Here is a 17,551-nt window from a genome sequence, read left to right as displayed (position 1 = left end):
TAGCCGGGCACAACGAAACTCCGCGGCGAGGATGGCCCAGCTTTCAGTTAGCTTTCAGGCCTCGCCGCGGCAGCTAAGAAGAAGCATTTCCGCACGCACATGATCACAGTAACACGGTGCGTATGATGACATTGCAACACCCAATGCAACGTCCACTATGCAGACGCTGCGCGGTGCAACGCCGGCAGCAGCGTCCCTTCAAGGAGCCACAGTGCCACAGTCGGGGATCACTCTTTCCAACATCGACCGCAACGTCCGGCCTCAGGACGACCTCTACCAGTTCGTCAACGGAGCCTGGCTGAACAGCACTACCATTCCGGACGACCGGCCCTTGGAAGGTACTTTCACGTCCTTGCGCGATGAAGCCGAGTTGGCAGTCAAAGCAATCATCGAGGAAGCCGCGGCCAAGGGCGCCGGGGCTAGCGGCGTTGAACAAAAAATCGGCGGGCTCTACGCCAGCTTCATGGACGAAGCGGCAGCCGAAGCCAAAGGACTTGACCCTCTCAGGGACCGGCTTGAAGAGGTGCGTGGAGTTACATCTGTGCAGGAGTTGATGCGGCTCATCGGACGCTTGTTCCGCGCGGACGTCTCCGGACTGTTCGGGATCTATCCGGCACCCGACGCCGGCAACCCGGAGCGGGTCCTGCTCTACATCGCCCAAGGCGGACTCGGGCTCCCCGACGAATCGTATTACCGCGAAGAAAAGTTCGCTCCGATCGTCAGCGCCTACAACGCCTACATCGCCAAGCTCTTCGGTTTGGCGGGCATTCCGGACGCCGGCGCTGCTGCGGACCGGATCGTGGCGCTGGAAAAGGCCATCGCATCACACCACTGGGACAACGTCACGTTGCGAGATCCCCAGAAGACCTACAACTTGAAGACCGCCGAAGAAGCTGCGGGCCTGCTGCCGCTGCTGGATGACTGGTTCGAAGCTGCCCGCATCGACACGGCCAAGCGCAGCGAAATCGTGGTCAGCACCCCGGACTTCTTCACCGGCGCTGCGGCTTTGCTGGAGTCCGAAGACCTCAGCACGTGGAAGGAATGGTTGACGCTGCGTGTGCTTTCCTCCGCAGCGCCCTACCTTTCAGCAGACTTCGTTGACACCAACTTCGACTTCTACGGGACCACGTTGAGCGGTACGCCCCAAAACAAGGAGCGCTGGAAGCGCGGCGTGGCCGTCGTGGAAGCCGCGCTCGGCGAGGCTGTAGGCCAGATCTACGTGGAGCGCCACTTCCCGGCGGGCCACAAAGCGCGGATGCAGACCCTCGTAGCAAACCTCATCGAGGCCTACCGGCAAAGCATCACCTCGTTGGAGTGGATGGGTGAGGCTACCAAGGCTGAAGCCCTCAAGAAGCTGGATGCTTTCCGTCCCAAGATCGGTTTTCCGGAAAAGTGGATCGACTACTCTTCGGTCGAGATCGATCCCAACGACCTCCTCGGCAACGTGGAGCGTGCACATGACGCCGACGTCGAGCGGCACCTTGACGAGGTGGGCAAGCCCGTCGACCTGGACAAGTGGCTCATGACCCCCCAGACCGTCAACGCCTATTACCACCCCATGCTGAACGAGATCGTCTTCCCGGCAGCCATCCTGCAGCCTCCCTTCTTCAACGCCGAGGCCGACGATGCCGTCAACTACGGCGGCATCGGCGCCGTCATCGGTCACGAAATAGGCCATGGTTTCGACGACCAGGGCTCCCAGTTCGACGGCAGCGGGGCGCTGCGCAACTGGTGGACCGAAGAGGACCGCGCAGCATTCGAGACCCGCACGGCCAAGCTCGTGGCGCAGTACGACGCGCTCTCCCCCTATGCCGCGCCCGGCCACACAGTGAACGGCAAGCTGACCCTCGGCGAGAACATCGGCGACCTTGGAGGTTTGACGATCGCGTACAAGGCGTACCAGCTGAGCTTGGACGGGGCGGAGCCGGAGGTCATCGATGGCTTCACAGGCCAGCAGCGGTTCTTTATGTCCTGGGCAGCGGGATGGCGCCAGGTCATCAGGGCCGAGGAAGCGATCCGCAGGCTCGCCACAGACCCCCACTCCCCCAACGAATTCCGTACCAACGCCATTGCCCGTAACCTCGACGCTTTCCACGAGGCTTTCGCAGTGACGGAACAGGACAGGATGTGGATGGACCCGGCCGAGCGGGTCAGCATCTGGTAAGGACGTCCAACAAAAAATCGGCCGGGCCCTCGTTGGCCCGGCCGATTTTGTTGGCGAAAGAATTTGCCTATTGCGTGATGTACAGCGGGTTGACCTGCTGGCAGACCGCATCGCTGGCCGTCTGGTTGACGACGTCGTCGGGGACCGAGGCCGCGCCATAGGCGGTTCCCGTGCCAAAGTCCGTACCGATGTACAGCTGGACTCCGGTCACGCCCGGCGCCTGCTGGACCTGCGTGGCCGGGATCCCGAACAAAGTAGCGACATCGGTTGCGACGTCAGCAAATTCGGGACCGTAATAGACCACGGTCTGGTCGACGGGGTTGGCCAGGTAGGAGACGGACTGGGCAAAACCGTTGCTGGTCAGGACTCCGAGGATCTCCTGCGCCCTTGTGCCGATTCCACTGCCGTTGGCGACAGCTACGGGCTGGAGCGCCTTGTCGTACGCGGGTGGGGCAGGAGGTGCACTGGTGGGAGCGGCCGTCGGGTCACCGGGCGCAGGCGTGGCGGTGGCCCCTGGATTCGTCAGGTCCAGATCGGCGCGCAGCGCTGCAAACAGCTGCGACGCCTGCGGCTCCACCAATTCAAGCCTGTTCGGATCGATAGCAGCGGCCTGGGTGGGCACCGAAACGAAAGCCACCTTGGAAACGTCGATGTCCTTGAGCCTCCCGCCGATGGTCAAGAGGGTAGGCACGGATGCCAGACCCTCATCAACGGTCAGGTTCTGCGTCACAACGTCCGCAATCTGGAGAAGGCGCTGGGGGTTGCCAAGAGTTCCCTCGTCCTTCAACTTTCGGGTCAGGGAGGAAAGGAACGCCTGCTGGCCCTTGATACGGCCCAGGTCTCCACCGTCTCCAAAAGCGTGGCGGGTCCGGAGGAATGCCAGCGCCTGCTCGCCCTCCACCTGGGAATTACCCTTGGCCAGCCGCAGGCCGGAGTCGGGGTCGAAGACCGGATCGCTGACGCAGACATCCACGCCGCCGATCGCCTTGGAAAGTTCCTTCACGGCATTGAAATCCGCCATCATGAAGTGGTCCACGGTGAGGCCCGTGAGCTTGTTGATGGTGTCCACTGCACAGCCGATGCCGGCTTCGGCCATGGCTTCGTTGATCATGACGCCACTGCGCGCCGGGAACGTCTGGTTGGTGGTGCGATCAGTGCATTGCGGTACGTCCACCAGCAGGTCGCGGGGGAAACTCATGACGCTGACCCGCTTGTTGTCGGCCGAAATGTCCAGCAGCATCATCACGTCGGAGTGGCCGTACCCTGTTGAGTCCTCGGATGAGCCGTATTGGGAGTTTTTGCCATCGCGGGTATCCGAGCCGAGGATCAGGATCTGCAGCCGGTCCGATTTGTCGTTGACCACGGCCTCACCGGTGTCCCGGGAATCCCCTGCGCTCAAGGGCGCTTTAGTGATGTTGTTCTGCAACCGGATGAACCAGAAAGCGGCGAAGGCAACTCCGGCGACGAGGGCCACTGAGACGACACCCGTGACAATCTTCAACCACAGCGGCAGCCCTTTAGGCGCGTTCATGTGGCGGGGAGTCCCTTCGGGGTCTCCCCCGTGACGCGCCTCACCGGGTGCAGCGGTGCCGGTGCCCTGGGGCCGGGCTTCACGACGTCGCACTATTCGGTTACCTTTCCTCAAACGCTCGAATTCCCGCAATCATAATGGCCGATTCTGGGAAGTTCCTTATCCTGCCTTCGGCCACGCCGACGCGGGCACGGGCTCAGAAGCCGAGCTTCACCAGCTGTTTCGGATCACGCTGCCAGTCCTTGGCCACCTTGACGTGCAGATCGAGGTAGATCCTGGTGCCCAGCAAGGTTTCGATCCCCTTGCGCGCATTGGTTCCGACCTCCCGCAGGCGGCTGCCGCCCTTGCCGATGATGATGGCCTTCTGGGACGGCCTTTCCACGTAGAGATTGACCCTGACATCGAGGAGGGGGTTCTCTTCGGTCCGCCCTTCGCGGGGAACAATCTCTTCCACCACCACTGCCAGTGAGTGGGGCAGTTCATCCCGGACCCCCTCCAGTGCGGCCTCGCGGATAAGTTCGGCGATCATGACCGCTTCCGGTTCGTCCGTCAGTTCACCGTCCGGGTACAAAGGAGGCGATGGCGGCATGTGGCTGATCAGGACGTCGGCAACAGTGCTGACCTGGAAGCCGTCAGCTGCTGATACGGGAACGATGTCAGCCCAGCCTTGCTCCCCCAGCACCTCGCGGCCGAGTGCGTCGACCGCCATGAGCTGCTCCGTGAGGGCCTTGCGGTCCACCAGGTCGGTCTTGGTGACGATCGCGACGATCGGTTTACGTCCGACGGCGGCCAGTTGCGCAGCGATGTATTTGTCACCGGGGCCGATTTTCTCGTTGGCGGGAAGACAGAAACCGATCGCGTCCACCTCGGCGAGGGTGTCGGCCACGAGCTCGTTGAGGCGTTTGCCGAGCAGGGTCCGGGGGCGGTGCAGCCCCGGGGTGTCCACGAGGATCAACTGTGCATCTTCCCGGTGGACGATACCGCGGATGGTGTGGCGCGTCGTCTGTGGTTTGGCGGAGGTGATCGCGACCTTCTGCCCCACCAAGGCGTTCGTCAGGGTTGATTTGCCTGCGTTGGGCCTGCCAACAAGGACGGAAAATCCTGCGTGGAAGCCGCCGAAGGCATCCTCGGCGTCGCGGTTCTTACTTTGCTTGCTCACGTGGAACTCCCTGTTGCGTTGTATCTGACTCGTCAAGAAGGTCTTCAAGGTCAGTTTCTTCTTTTGGCATCGCCGCCGCAATGATGTGGCTTACCCGGTTTCGCCGACCCTCAAGCCTATCGGCGCGCAGCGAGACGCCGTCCACTTCCACGGAACTTCCCACAATAGGGACTTGTCCGAGGGCCTTGGCCAGCAGGCCGCCCACCGTATCGACTTCGTCATCGTCAAGGTCGATGTCGAACAGTTCGCCAAGATCGTCAATGCTCATCCGGGCGCTCACCCGGTATGTTCCATCGCCCAGGTCAACCGCCTCTTCTGCGGCTGCATCGTACTCGTCCACGATTTCCCCGACGATTTCTTCAATGAGGTCCTCCAGGGTGACAAGCCCGGCCGTCCCTCCGTACTCGTCGATCACGATCGCGACGTGCGTCGATTCTTTCTGCAGCTCCTTGAGCAGGTCGCTGACAAGCTTGGACTCGGGTACGTAGCGGACCTCCCTCGACAAGGAGTCGACGTCGTGCGGCTGCAGTCCGGGCTCCCGCCGGTGCAGTGCGGCCGCCACGTCCTTGAGGTAGAGGATCCCCTTGATCTGGTCCGTGTTCTCGCCGATAACCGGGATACGGGAGTACCCGGACCGCAAGAACAGGGCCATTGCTTCTTCCAGGCTGGAACCCGTGGTGATGCTGACGATGTCCGTTCTGGGAACCATGACGGAACGCACCAAAGTGTCACCGAATTCGAAGACAGACTGAATCAGTTCAGCCTCATTGTCTTCGATCATGTCCGACTCGGCCGCACGGTCAACAAACTCACGGAACTCTTCCTCGCTGACGAACGCGTCATCGCCAGCGGGCGCCCCGGGAGCAACGGCACTTCCCAAGGACACCAGCCAGGCGGGAACGGGACCGAGCACCCAGCAGAGAAACCGAATGAGCGGAGCAGTGAAGCGGACAACCGGACCCGACTGCGCCCGGCCCAGTTGCCGCGGCGAAACACCCACCAGCACAAAGCCGATGACGGCCATGATGCCGGTGGCTGCCAGTCCGGCAAGCCATACGTTGTCCAACAGGCTGTGAAGCACGACGGCGACTGCAACCGCGGCTGCCATCTCGAACCAGACGCGCCAAAAACGGAGCGCCCGCATATGGGCAACAGGATTCTTCAGGATGCTCGCCAGGGCTTTGCCCTTGCTGCGGAGCACCGATTGTTCAGCTTCGTGCCTGGGCAGGAAGTTGAAGGCAGCCTCCGCTGCAGTCAGCAGGGCGACGAAACTGAGAAAAACCAGCGCCATGCCGACCAGGATGAGCGAGGTCACTGCATGGTCTCCATGGGGGCATCCTTGCCCAGGAATTCAGACAGCAGTTCACGCTGCAAGCTGAACATCTCTTCTTTTTCCTCGGGCTCGGCGTGGTCGAAGCCCAGCAGGTGGAGGATGCCGTGCGTCGTGAGCAGCAACATCTCGTCCTGGGTGGCGTGGCCTGCGTTGCGGGCCTGCACTTCGGCCACCTGCGGGCAGATGGCGATATCTCCGAGCATGCCCTGCGGCGTGGGCTTGTCCGGAGTCCCCGGCGTCAGCTCATCCATCGGAACCGAGAGGACATCGGTTGCTCCAGGCTCGTCCATGAGTTCGATGTGCAGCTTTTCCATGGCAGCTTCATCCACCAAAAGGATGGACAGTTCGGCCTGCGGGTGGATATACAGGCGTTCGAAGATGAACCGGGACAGTGTTACCAGCTGTTCCTCGTCCACCTCCACGCCGGACTCGTTGTTGACTTCAATGCTCATTTGCGTTCTCCACGTTTGTGTTGTGCGCCGGCCGCTGCTACGGGCCGGTGGGCGTCATCCCACTTGCTGTACGCGGAAACGATGTCTGCCACAAGGCGGTGCCGGACGACGTCGCCGGCCTCAAGGATCGAGAAATTGACGTCGTCGATCCCCGTGAGGATTTCCCGGACAATGCGCAGGCCGGAGGTGGCACCGAACGGCAAATCGATCTGGGTCACATCGCCGGTGACAACCATCTTCGAGCCGAACCCAAGCCTGGTGAGGAACATCTTCATCTGCTCAGGCGTGGTGTTTTGTGCCTCGTCCAAAATGATGAAGGCATCGTTCAGGGTGCGGCCACGCATGTAGGCGAGCGGGGCAACTTCAATGGTCCCCGCCGCCATGAGCCGCGGAATCGATTCAGGGTCCATCATGTCGTGCAAAGCGTCATACAACGGCCGAAGATAGGGATCGATCTTGTCACTCAGGGTTCCGGGCAGGAAGCCAAGCCGCTCCCCCGCTTCCACCGCCGGCCGGGTCAGGATGATCCTGCTGACTTCCTTGTTCTGGAGCGCTTGCACGGCTTTCGCCATTGCCAGGTACGTCTTGCCGGTACCGGCAGGACCGATGCCGAAGATCACCGTGTTCCCGTCGATGGCATCGACGTAGTTCTTCTGGTTCAGGGTCTTGGGCCGGATGGTCCTGCCCCTGCTGGACAGGATGTTGTGGGTCAGCACGTCCACGGGGTTCTGCACGGACTGGGAACGCAGGAGGGAAACCAGCTGCTGCAGCACATCCGGAGTGACCACGGTTCCCTTGGCCACCAGCCCCCGGACTTCCTCCAGGAGCCGCATGATCCGCGGAATAACAGTCGAAGGCCCGGACATGGACAGCTCGTTGCCACGAACGTGGAAATTGACGTCGGGAAACTGATCCTCGATGTAGCGCAAGGCCTCATCATGGCTGCCCAGCGAGTGAATCATTTGATCGGAGTTGTCGAACGTGACGATTTCCGTGCGCGTGCCCGGTAGCGTGTGCGGGAACTCGGTGGCCGCGGCGTTTCCGTTTCCGGTCCGCAACCGCCCATTCAGGGATTCACTCATAGTGCTGGCCGTACGGCCTGATCTCCTCCGGTTGGTTCAGTCATTATCCATATGTCCGTGGTGCGCCCATCCTCACGGATGCCCGCCTGCGGGAATGCCTCCAATCCTACGCCAGCAGACCGCAGCCCGGCCCCTTTCCGTGGGGGCTTTCACAGCATCGAATCAAGGCCGTTACGAATTTGTCTCAACTCGGCATCGGGCCGATATCAATCCTGTTGCAGTTGCCCCGGTACCCCCAAAAGCCGGCAGGACGCCGTCGTTCATGTGCCAAGCTGACAAAGCAGGAAGAAGCAGGAACAACACTGTACGCACTACCGGCCGCCCGGAAACGTCGGCCGCGAGGCAAGGAACCCCCATCACCAAGCCGGCAAACAACCAGCAAGGCGCGCAGCGGCGGAGAAAATCCGCAGTAGCGGCGCCTGCGATGCTTGCTGTCCTTTTGCTGACGGGCTGCATAGCCAACGGCGGCAACACACCGGCCACCTCGGGACCTCCCATCAGCGTCCAGGACGCTCCCGCCAGCAATGCCCCCCTTGAGACAACCCAGGCTTCGACCAAAATTCCCGTCTATTGGATCGGGCGCAGCAAGGACAACGTCTACCTGTACCGAGAGTTCAGGGACATCTCCGGCGATGAGAACCCGGTGACCACGGCGCTTCGGATCATGATGGCGCAGAAGCCCTTGGACCACGACTTCTTCACGCCATGGCAGGATCCCGGAAGCCTGGCCACTTCCATCTCCGGCAAGAACGTCATCACAGTGGACATCTCCCGGGATGCGTTCAACGCCAACCTCGACGCCGGGATGGCCCAAAGAGCCGTACAGCAGCTGGTCTACACGGCGTCGGCGGCGGCGTCCTCCTCGGGCCTGATCAACTCGGGCCAGCAGATCCAGGTAGTCATCCTGGTGGACGGGCACACGGACTTCATGGCGTTCGGGCAGGTGAAGCTGGGCCAGCCCATGGCACGTGATGCATCACTGGTAGCGCCGCTGTGGATCATCGATCCTCAGGAAGACGCCTCGGTGCCCGCGGGTGCGGTGAAGTTCAACGGGCGCAGCACCGACAGTTCAAAGCCCGTGAACTGGCAGATCCTCCAGGACAACGGCTCCGGAACGCGGATCAGCAAGCTCACCGGCCAGGCGAAGCCGACCGGAGATCCCGGACAGTACGGGGTTTTCTCCTTTGGGGCCACGCTGAAGCCCGGCAAGTATGAACTCCGGGTTGTCCAGGTGGATGAATCCGGCCGCGCAGACGAGACCACCCTGGACACCCGCCTCTTCAAGGTCGAGTAAGACGTGGCCCGGGTGGTTGGGCCGGTCCGCCGCCCGCTAGCGCCAGCGGCCCAGGATATCGCTCAACAGAACGACGGCGGCTGGTCCGGCCGTTGACGATCGCAAGACGTGGTGGCCCAAAAGCGCCGTCACCGCGCCGGCATCGCTGAGCCTGGTCACCTCACGGGGAGCCATCCCACCCTCTGGACCGACGATCAGGAGGACTTCCCCCGCGGCGTCCGGGCCGCTGTCCGCGAGGATCCCGGCCTCCTCAATCACCGAACGCAGGGAGTTCTTGGCATCCTCGTGGAGGATCACCGCCAGGTCCGCCGCGGCTGCCGCTTTGGCCAAGGCTGTTGTGTCCACCAGGTTCCTGACCTCAGGAATCCAGGCCCGGCGTGCTTGTTTCGCTGCTGCGGTCACTACGGACTGCCACTTTGCGTGCGCTTTCGCGGCGCGATCGCCCTTCCACCGCACAATGGAGCGCTCCGCCTGCCAGGGGATCACAGCATCAATGCCGAGCTCGGTAGCCGTTTCGATGGCGAGTTCGTCGCGGTCTCCTTTGGCCAGCGCCTGCACGAGCACCAACCGGACAGCGGGACGTTCCTCAAAGGCTACTTCTTCCGCAACCACGGACAGCAAGCCTTGCCCTGCCTCGGAGACCCTACCCGTCAGCCTGGCGCCCGCACCATCGGAAATATCCACCGGTTCGCCTGCGGACAGACGCTTCACTGTCACGGCGTGCCGCGCCTCCGGGCCCTCCAGGACAAAGACGGACCCGGACACCAATCCGTCAAGGCTGCCGGTGGGGGCGAAGAATACGGGGTTGCTCACCGCTACAGGTTACCGAGCTTGTCCCGCAGCTTTGCGAACATCCCGCCGCTGGCAACGAGCTTCCCGTCCGTGAACTGTTCTCCGCGGAGTTTGGCGAGTTGACGGAGCAGGTCTTCCTGGGCGGCGTCCAGCTTGGTTGGCGTCTCCACGTGCAGGTGCACTTTGAGGTCGCCGCGGCCGTAACCGCGAAGATGCGTCACGCCGAGCCCGCGCAGGGTGATGATCTCGCCGGACTGCGTACCGGCCTTCACATCGATCTCCTGCGGACCGTCGAAGGTCTCCAGGGTCAACTCCGTGCCCAGGGCGGCTGCAGTCATGGGTACACTTAGCGTGGCGTGGAGATCGTCCCCTTCGCGGATATAGGTGGAATCGCTGTTGACGCGGATCTCCACGTACAGGTCGCCTGCCGGACCACCGGCGGGGCCTGCCTCGCCCTGGCCGGACAGCTGGATACGGGTCCCCGTGGCCACACCGGCGGGTACTTTGATGGTGAGGGACCGGCGGCTGCGGATCCTGCCCTGGCCACTGCACTCGTTGCAGGGATCCTTGATGATGGTGCCGAATCCTTCACAGGATCCGCAGGGCGCGGTGGTCATGACCTGGCCCAGAATGGAGCGCACAGCGCGCTGGACCTGGCCACTGCCGCCACAAATGTCACAACGTTCCGGGTGGGTACCCGGACGGCAGCAGCTGCCGTCACAGGTGGGGCACACAACAGCCGTGTCCACTTCGAGCTTCTTGTTGACGCCGAACACGGCGTCCTTGAGATCAATGCGCACGCTGATGAGGGCGTCCTGGCCACGACGCACGCGGGACGCGGGACCTCCGTGACCCCCGCCCCCGCCGAAGAAGGTGTCGAAAATGTCCTGGAAGGCAAAGCCTTGCCCGGAATAGCCGCCGCCGAATCCGTTGTCCGTTCCGTTTTCATTGCCCGTGGCGTCGTACACCCTGCGTTTTTGCGGGTCTGACAGGACTTCGTAAGCGTGGGTCACGGCCTTGAAGCGTTCGGCGACATCCTCCCCCGGATTCACATCCGGGTGGAGCTTGCGCGCCAACTTGCGGTACGCCTTTTTGATCTCTTCCCCGGTGGCTTCCGGCGAGACTCCCAAAACGTCATAGTGGCTGCTCAAAGTCGGTATCTCTTCCTTGTTGTACTGCGGTCTTTGGTGACGGCCGGTTTCAGCCGCCGAGAATTCGGGAAAGGTAGCGCGCTACGGCGCGGACTGCCGCCATGGTGGTGGGGTAGTCCATACGGGTGGGACCGAGGATTCCAACCTTGGCGCCGGAACCGTAGCCGGTAGCCACCACGGAGGCCTCGGCCAGGCCGTCGTAGGGATTTTCCCGGCCGATGCTCACCGTCACGCCGCGCGGATCATCCCCCATGTCCGACAACAACCGGAGCATGACAACTTGTTCCTCAAGGGCCTCCAGCACGGGTCCTATGCTCAGGGGGAAGTCCACGTTGGAACGGGCGAGGTTGGCCGTGCCGGCCATCAGGATCCGCTCTTCCTTGCTGGTATCGCTGAGGGCCTGGAGTCCGTTGGCCAGCATCTGGGCGAGTCCCCGCAGCTCCGGCGGGCACAACGCCACCACGGACGGCAAGACCTGTGGAAGGAGGTCCATCTGCGTGCCTGCGATGCTGCCCAGGAAGCGTGAACGCAGCGCCATGAGGGCCTCGTTGGCAACGTCGGCACCGGCATCGATGACCTTCTGCCCAACGCTTCCAGTGTCGGCAATCAGCACCACGAGCACTTGCTTTGGCCCGAGGAGGACGAACTCCACATGGCGCACCACGGCGCGCTTGGAGTGCGGATACTGCACGACGGCGACCTGGTTGGTCAGCTGCGACAGGAGCCTGACGGTCCGCTCAAGGATGTCGTCAATATCATCCGGACCCTCAAGCAGGGAGTGGATGGCACGACGCTCAGCGGCCGACAGGGGCTTAACCTGGGAGATCCGGTCCACGAACAGGCGGTAGCCCTTGTCCGTCGGAATACGGCCGGCGCTGGTGTGTGGTGCTGCGATCAGCCCCTCTTCTTCAAGCACCGCCATGTCGTTGCGGATGGTCGCACTGGATACGCCCAGGTGGTGGCGTTCTACCAGGGCCTTGGAACCAACAGGCTCCCGCGAATGTACGTAGTCCTCAACAATGGCACGCAGAACTTCGAGTTTGCGTGGCTCACTCATTCCAACACCTCCTGACAGACCATCCGGCCCATGCACTGATGCACGAGGGACCTTCAGCTGACCCTTTTGCTTAGCACTCGACATGCCCAAGTGCTAACAAGTCTAGTATGGGCCACCGCGTTGCTAGCATTGAAACCGCCCGCGCAGACATCCATGGCAGGCCCGGCGGCGACTGCGGCCCGGCAGCCGTCCAAGCCCGAAGAGTTAGGTCATTCCTTGGCTTATGACACCTGGGGTCCACAGGACCTGACCGCTCCTGCCCAACGCCGGCTACCGGAGGTACCCGTGCAACGCGGGATGGTGCTGGAGGATGCCCAATCCGGTTGGGTGGGTGCGGTCACCCGCGTGGAAAAGTCCGGCGGGATGCACATCGTAGCCCTCGAAGACCGGCGCGGAAAAACCAAGTCCTTCCAGCTGGGCTTCGGCTTCCTGCTGGAAGGTCAGCCCATCCGGCTCCTGCCTCCCGCGCCCAAGGCACCCGCCACTGCAGCCTCCCCCACACGGACAGCCTCGGGTTCCGTGCGCGTCAGTGGCCAACGCGCCCAGGTGGCCAAAGCGAGCCGTATCTGGGTGGAGGGCAAGCACGATGCGGAACTCGTGGAAAAAGTATGGGGTGACGACCTCCGCGTGGAGGGCATCGTCGTCGAGCCCCTGCACGGGGTGGATGACCTCAAAGCCGCGATAGCAGCCTTCAACCCCGGCCCGGGGCGCAAGCTGGGAATCCTCGTGGACCACCTCGTAGCCGGCTCCAAGGAATCGCGGATCGCCGCCGAAGCGATGACTTTGCCGGGCGCTGCCGGCAACGTCCTGATCGTGGGACACCCCTACGTAGATGTCTGGCAGGCGATCCGGCCCAAGGTCCTTGGCATCGCCCAATGGCCCGATGTTCCCCGCGGTACGGACTGGAAGACGGGGATCCTGCGTGCTTTTGGCTGGCCGCACGAGACTGCGGAGGACATCGGACTCGGCTGGCAGCGCCTTTTGGGCGCGGTCCGCACCTACGCCGACCTTGAAGCATCCCTCCTGGGCCGCGTGGAGGAAGTCATCGACTTCCTCACCGTGCCCTGACTCCAGCGCCTGGGCGTCCGACGGCGGCGGGCGGCGGGTTGGTCCCGGAACAGCCCCGGACCCTATATTCTGGGACAGCAACACCGCAGCATTTTTTAAAGCAAAGGGAACCAACGTGTCAGAGAACGCCCCAGAAGAACCGGGCAGGGCCGCAGGTCAGCCCCAGTACCATGGCGCGCCTGCAAACGCACTCCCTCTCACAGCCAGCGAGGACCGCCAGTGGGCAACCCTGGCGCACTTCGGTGGAATCCTCGGGTGCCTTCCCTCGCTGCTGATTTACTTGATTTTCCGCGACAGGGGTCCCTTTACAGCGCAGGAATCCAAGGAAGCGCTCAACTTCACGCTGCCGCCCACCATTGCAGCGGCCGTAGCGAACATCCTCGTGCTGCTACCGGTTGTGGGGAACATCTTTGCCGTCATCGCCACGGCAATCTGGGTGGCACTGACGTGCTTCTCCGTCTCCGCCGGCATCCGCGTGAACCACGGCCAGCCGCACCGCTACCGCTTCAACCTTCGCTGGATCAAGTAGCGGCGACGCCGATCTTTCCGCAGGGCCGATCTTCCGTAAGTCAGTCCGGCAGGATGCGCCGCACTACCGCATCGGCCAACAAACGTCCCTTAAGGGTCAACACCAAGCGTCCTTGGAAGGCCGCAGCAGGTTCGGCCAGGCCATCGGCTATCAAACCCGCCACAGCACGCCTGCCGTCCTTGTCCAAGCCATCTATGGCCAGGCCCGACACAAGCCGCGCCTCCAGCATGATCCGCTCCACATCCCGTGTTCCGGCGTCGAGCGTTTCCCTGCCCGCAGCCGGAGATTCTCCGGCCACCAGGCGGGAAGCATAGGCAGCGGGGTGCTTGACGTTCCACCACCGGACGCCGCCCACATGGGAATGCGCTCCGGGGCCGATACCCCACCAGTCGTCGCCGCGCCAGTACGCCAGGTTGTGGCGGCAAGCCTGTTCCGGTGTCCTGGCCCAGTTGCTGACCTCATACCAGCCCAGGCCGGCTTCCGAGATCAGCTGGTCGGCAAGTTCATACTTGGCGGCGTGGTCGTCGTCGTCGATGCCGGGCACTTCGCCGCGGCGGATCTGGGCGGCAAGCTTGGTCCCCTCCTCCACGATCAAGGCGTAGGCGCTGACGTGGTCGGGCTCGTAGGAGAGCGCGGTCTCCAACGACTCCCGCCAGTCAGCCATGGACTCCCCCGGCGTCCCGTAAATCAGGTCGAGGCTGACGGCCAGCCCTGCTTCCCGGGCCCACTGGACAACCTGGGGGACGCGGCTGGGCGTGTGGGTCCGGTCCAGTACCTTGAGGACGTGCGGGACTGCCGACTGCATGCCAAAGGAGACGCGGGTGAAGCCGGCGTCCTTGAGGACCTGCAGCGACTCACGGGTTACCGAATCCGGGTTGGCCTCCGTGGTGACCTCAGCGCCGTCTTCCAGTCCCCAATGCCCCACTGCGGTCCGCAGTATCTCCGCGAGGTCTTCGGCCGGCAGCAGCGTGGGCGTGCCACCGCCAAAGAAAACGGTACTCATGGGACGCCGCGGCAGGCCTGAATCCTCAAGCACTTTTGCGGCGAAGTCGACCTCCGACGCTGCGGTACCTGAGTAGGCAGCTTGTGAGGCTCCCCCGCCCAGCTCAGTGGCGGTGTAGGTGTTGAAATCGCAGTAGCCGCACCGCACCGCGCAGAACGGTATGTGGACGTACAAGCCGAACTTCCGGCGTCCGACGTCGGCGAGCACCTGCGACGGCAGCAAGCCGTCAGCAGGTGCCGGGTCGCCCAAAGGCAGGACGCTTGGCATTTACTTCTTTGCCTTGTCCTTCGACTCGTCAGTGGTGAGGGCAGCGATGAAGGCTTCCTGCGGCACCTCGACGCGACCCACCATCTTCATGCGCTTCTTGCCTTCCTTCTGCTTTTCCAGCAGTTTGCGCTTACGGGTGATGTCACCGCCGTAGCACTTGGCAAGAACGTCCTTGCGGATGGCCCGGATGCTCTCGCGGGCGATGATGCGGGAGCCAATGGCAGCCTGGATGGGCACCTCGAACTGCTGCCGGGGAATGAGCTCGCGGAGCTTCCCGGTCATCATCACACCATAGGAATAGGCCTTGTCGCGGTGCGTGATGGCACTGAACGCGTCCACTTGTTCACCTTGAAGCAGGATGTCCACCTTGACGAGGTCGGCCACTTGCTCGCCGTCGGCCTTCCAGTCCAGCGAGGCGTACCCGCGCGTCTTGGACTTCAGGAGATCGAAGAAGTCGAACACGATCTCGGCCAGCGGGATCCAGTAACGGAGTTCGACACGGTCCTCGGACAGGTAGTCCATGCCCTTCATCTGGCCGCGGCGGCTCTGGCACAGCTCCATGATGGCGCCGACGAACTCGTTGGGTGCCAGGACGGTAGCGGAGACCATCGGTTCGCGGACCTCGGCGATCTTGCCCGTGGGGTACTCGCTGGGGTTGGTGACGTGGACAACCCGCTTGTCTTCCAAGGTGACCTCATACTCCACGTTGGGAGCAGTAGAGATGAGGTCGAGGTTGTACTCGCGTTCCAAACGTTCGCGCGTGATCTCGAGGTGCAGCAAACCGAGGAAGCCGACGCGGAAACCGAAGCCCAGCGCAGCTGACGTCTCAGGCTCGTAGACCAGGGCGGCGTCATTGAGCATGAGCTTTTCCAAGGCGTCGCGGAGTACCGGGTAGTCCGTGCCGTCCAAGGGGTAGAGGCCGGAGAAGACCATCGGCTTCGCATCGGCGTACCCGCTGAGCGATTCCGAGGCCGGTTTGGCCTGGTTGGTGACAGTATCGCCAACCTTGGACTGGCGGACATCCTTCACGCCGGTGATGAGGTATCCCACCTCACCAACGCCCAAACCCTTCGACGGGGTGGGCTCAGGAGAACTCACGCCGATTTCGAGGAGTTCGTGGGTTGCACGGGTAGACATCATCTGGATGCGTTCGCGGGGGTGGAGCTTGCCATCCACCACGCGGACATAGGTGACCACGCCACGGTACGTGTCATAGACCGAATCAAAGATCATGGCACGCGCGGGAGCGTCCGGATTGCCAACAGGTGCCGGAAGGTCGCGGACGATCTTGTCCAGCAGAGCCTCGACGCCTACGCCCGTCTTACCGGAAACCTTGAGGACATCTTCCGGATCTCCACCGATGAGGTTGGCAAGCTCAGCCGCGTACTTCTCCGGTTGCGCAGCGGGGAGGTCGATCTTGTTCAGCACCGGAATGATGGTGAGGTTGTTCTCCATAGCCAGGTAGAGGTTGGCCAGGGTCTGGGCTTCGATACCTTGGGCAGCGTCAACCAGCAGCACTGCTCCCTCGCAGGCTGCCAGGGAGCGGGATACCTCATACGTGAAGTCCACGTGGCCCGGGGTGTCGATCATGTTCAGGGCATAGGCCGTGCCGTCAACCTCCCAGGGCATGCGGACGGCCTGTGACTTGATGGTGATGCCGCGCTCACGCTCGATGTCCATGCGGTCCAGATACTGGGCTTTCATGTCGCGCTGTTGAACGACGCCGGTGTACTGCAGCATGCGGTCGGCCAAGGTGGACTTACCGTGGTCGATATGGGCAATGATGCAGAAGTTCCGGATGATGGCCGGATCTGTTGCGGCGGGCACCGGTGCGGTGCGGGCCATGGGAGACACGCAGGGTCCTAACTGTCGGCATTCAAGCGGCAGTTCCGCAAGCCGGGCAGGGGCCAGCTGAGGAGATACCGCACATCTGATCCTCCAGTGTCCCATGAACCAGCCGTTCCCCGTACATCAGGGCAGGGCGGGGCCATCACTATCCGGCGGGGATGGGGACGGTAGCTTGGTCCTATGGCTCTGGACTTACGACCACTCGGCAAAGCACTCCTGCGATCCTTGAGGGCATTGGGTGGCACCCCAAGCAGGACGGCGACTCCTCCCCGTCCCCGGCCAGGCGGGACCCGGCAAGCAACCCGGCCATCCGACGTCGTGCCTAAAACCGGGACCTACCCCGGCGACTACCGCGGAAGCGTGCGCGCCAGCTACTCCCCCAAGCCTGACGGCAAGCCTGATCCGGGGGAGATCGTGTGGAGTTGGGTGCCCTATGAGGAAGACCACTCCCGCGGCAAGGACCGCCCGGTTCTCCTGGTGGGGCGTGACGGCCAATGGCTCCTCGGACTCATGCTGACTTCCAAGGACCATGACAACGGAGCGCGCGCCGACGATTACGTCGATGTCGGCAAGGGTCCGTGGGACCGTCAGGGCCGGCCCAGCGAGGTCAAGCTGGACAGGGTCATCCGGCTGGATCCGAACGCCATCCGACGCGAAGGGGCGGTGCTCGGCCGGCAGGCTTTCCAGGAAGTCATCAGGGCCCTTGCGGACTCATCTCTGCGGCGTTGAGCGATAGTTCCTGCCACGATGGTCTTTCTGCTATCCTTTATAGCTGTGTGTCCGTGCAGGTCGACGGCCATACATGGTTGGCTGCCATAGGC

15 protein-coding genes are annotated in these 17,551 nt (G+C 62.9%); 5 read left to right on the top strand and 10 right to left on the bottom strand.

Annotated elements, in window-relative coordinates:
• Positions 1 to 211 precede the first annotated feature (211 nt).
• Positions 212 to 2,164, top strand: a complete 1,953-nt coding sequence (locus OCL88_RS07075; RefSeq protein ID WP_305082397.1) for a M13 family metallopeptidase — start codon at positions 212 to 214, stop codon at positions 2,162 to 2,164.
• Between the two features lie 67 nt (positions 2,165 to 2,231).
• Here the strand turns inward: OCL88_RS07075 and OCL88_RS07070 are convergent, their stop codons facing one another.
• From OCL88_RS07070 to OCL88_RS07050, 5 genes are all read right to left on the bottom strand, one after another.
• Complete coding sequence (locus tag OCL88_RS07070; RefSeq protein WP_021470561.1) at positions 2,232 to 3,695, bottom strand: LCP family protein; 1,464 nt, start codon at positions 3,693 to 3,695, stop codon at positions 2,232 to 2,234.
• Positions 3,696 to 3,891: 196 nt separating this feature from the next.
• Positions 3,892 to 4,854, bottom strand: a complete 963-nt coding sequence (era, locus tag OCL88_RS07065) for a GTPase Era (protein WP_264962031.1) — start codon at positions 4,852 to 4,854, stop codon at positions 3,892 to 3,894.
• Positions 4,838 to 6,169: a hemolysin family protein gene (locus tag OCL88_RS07060; RefSeq protein ID WP_062096907.1), complete on the bottom strand. Its 1,332-nt coding sequence runs from the start codon at positions 6,167 to 6,169 to the stop codon at positions 4,838 to 4,840. The genes era and OCL88_RS07060 overlap by 17 nt, the downstream gene beginning before the upstream one ends.
• Positions 6,166 to 6,639 carry an rRNA maturation RNase YbeY gene (gene ybeY, locus OCL88_RS07055; protein ID WP_264962030.1) on the bottom strand — a complete coding sequence of 158 codons (474 nt, stop codon included), beginning with the start codon at positions 6,637 to 6,639 and terminating at the stop codon, positions 6,166 to 6,168. The genes OCL88_RS07060 and ybeY overlap by 4 nt, the downstream gene beginning before the upstream one ends.
• A complete protein-coding gene (locus OCL88_RS07050; RefSeq protein WP_264962029.1) occupies positions 6,636 to 7,721 on the bottom strand; it encodes a PhoH family protein in 1,086 nt (361 codons plus the stop codon). The genes ybeY and OCL88_RS07050 overlap by 4 nt, the downstream gene beginning before the upstream one ends.
• A 262-nt stretch (positions 7,722 to 7,983) precedes the next feature.
• On the opposite strand from OCL88_RS07050, the gene OCL88_RS07045 reads away from it, so the two are divergent.
• A complete protein-coding gene (locus OCL88_RS07045; protein WP_410868227.1) occupies positions 7,984 to 9,015 on the top strand; it encodes a GerMN domain-containing protein in 1,032 nt (343 codons plus the stop codon).
• A 36-nt stretch (positions 9,016 to 9,051) separates the two neighbouring features.
• Here the strand turns inward: OCL88_RS07045 and OCL88_RS07040 are convergent, their stop codons facing one another.
• Genes OCL88_RS07040 through hrcA form a run of 3 tightly spaced genes read right to left on the bottom strand, consistent with a single transcriptional unit; the run spans position 9,052 to position 12,015 of the window.
• A complete protein-coding gene (locus OCL88_RS07040) occupies positions 9,052 to 9,828 on the bottom strand; it encodes a 16S rRNA (uracil(1498)-N(3))-methyltransferase (RefSeq protein ID WP_193593603.1) in 777 nt (258 codons plus the stop codon).
• Positions 9,829 to 9,830: 2 nt separating this feature from the next.
• Positions 9,831 to 10,958: a molecular chaperone DnaJ gene (gene dnaJ / locus OCL88_RS07035; protein WP_021470568.1), complete on the bottom strand. Its 1,128-nt coding sequence runs from the start codon at positions 10,956 to 10,958 to the stop codon at positions 9,831 to 9,833.
• A gap of 49 nt (positions 10,959 to 11,007) precedes the next feature.
• Complete coding sequence (gene hrcA, locus OCL88_RS07030; protein ID WP_193593602.1) at positions 11,008 to 12,015, bottom strand: heat-inducible transcriptional repressor HrcA; 1,008 nt, start codon at positions 12,013 to 12,015, stop codon at positions 11,008 to 11,010.
• 216 nt (positions 12,016 to 12,231) lie between these two features.
• Between hrcA and OCL88_RS07025 the strand changes: the two genes are divergently transcribed.
• Together OCL88_RS07025 and OCL88_RS07020 are read left to right on the top strand one after the other, a co-directional pair.
• Positions 12,232 to 13,083, top strand: a complete 852-nt coding sequence (locus OCL88_RS07025; RefSeq protein WP_264962087.1) for a DUF3097 domain-containing protein — start codon at positions 12,232 to 12,234, stop codon at positions 13,081 to 13,083.
• Between the two features lie 115 nt (positions 13,084 to 13,198).
• Positions 13,199 to 13,612 (top strand): DUF4870 domain-containing protein, encoded by a 414-nt coding sequence (locus OCL88_RS07020; protein WP_021470571.1) that lies wholly within the window; start codon positions 13,199 to 13,201, stop codon positions 13,610 to 13,612.
• 40 nt (positions 13,613 to 13,652) lie between these two features.
• Here OCL88_RS07020 and hemW read toward each other — a convergent pair whose 3' ends face one another.
• Positions 13,653 to 14,882 (bottom strand): radical SAM family heme chaperone HemW, encoded by a 1,230-nt coding sequence (gene hemW / locus OCL88_RS07015; protein WP_264962028.1) that lies wholly within the window; start codon positions 14,880 to 14,882, stop codon positions 13,653 to 13,655.
• Complete coding sequence (lepA, locus tag OCL88_RS07010; protein ID WP_043426564.1) at positions 14,883 to 16,736, bottom strand: translation elongation factor 4; 1,854 nt, start codon at positions 16,734 to 16,736, stop codon at positions 14,883 to 14,885.
• 174 nt (positions 16,737 to 16,910) lie between these two features.
• Here lepA and OCL88_RS07005 point away from each other — a divergent pair, with 174 nt between their 5' ends.
• Positions 16,911 to 17,459 (top strand): type II toxin-antitoxin system PemK/MazF family toxin, encoded by a 549-nt coding sequence (locus tag OCL88_RS07005; protein WP_264962027.1) that lies wholly within the window; start codon positions 16,911 to 16,913, stop codon positions 17,457 to 17,459.
• The last annotated feature ends 92 nt before the right edge of the window (positions 17,460 to 17,551 follow it).

Origin of the sequence: Paenarthrobacter sp. PAE-2, assembly GCF_026013155.1 — a bacterium.
Classification (GTDB): Bacteria; Actinomycetota; Actinomycetes; order Actinomycetales; family Micrococcaceae; genus Arthrobacter; species Arthrobacter ureafaciens.
This window is presented reverse-complemented; position numbering and strand designations above follow the sequence as displayed.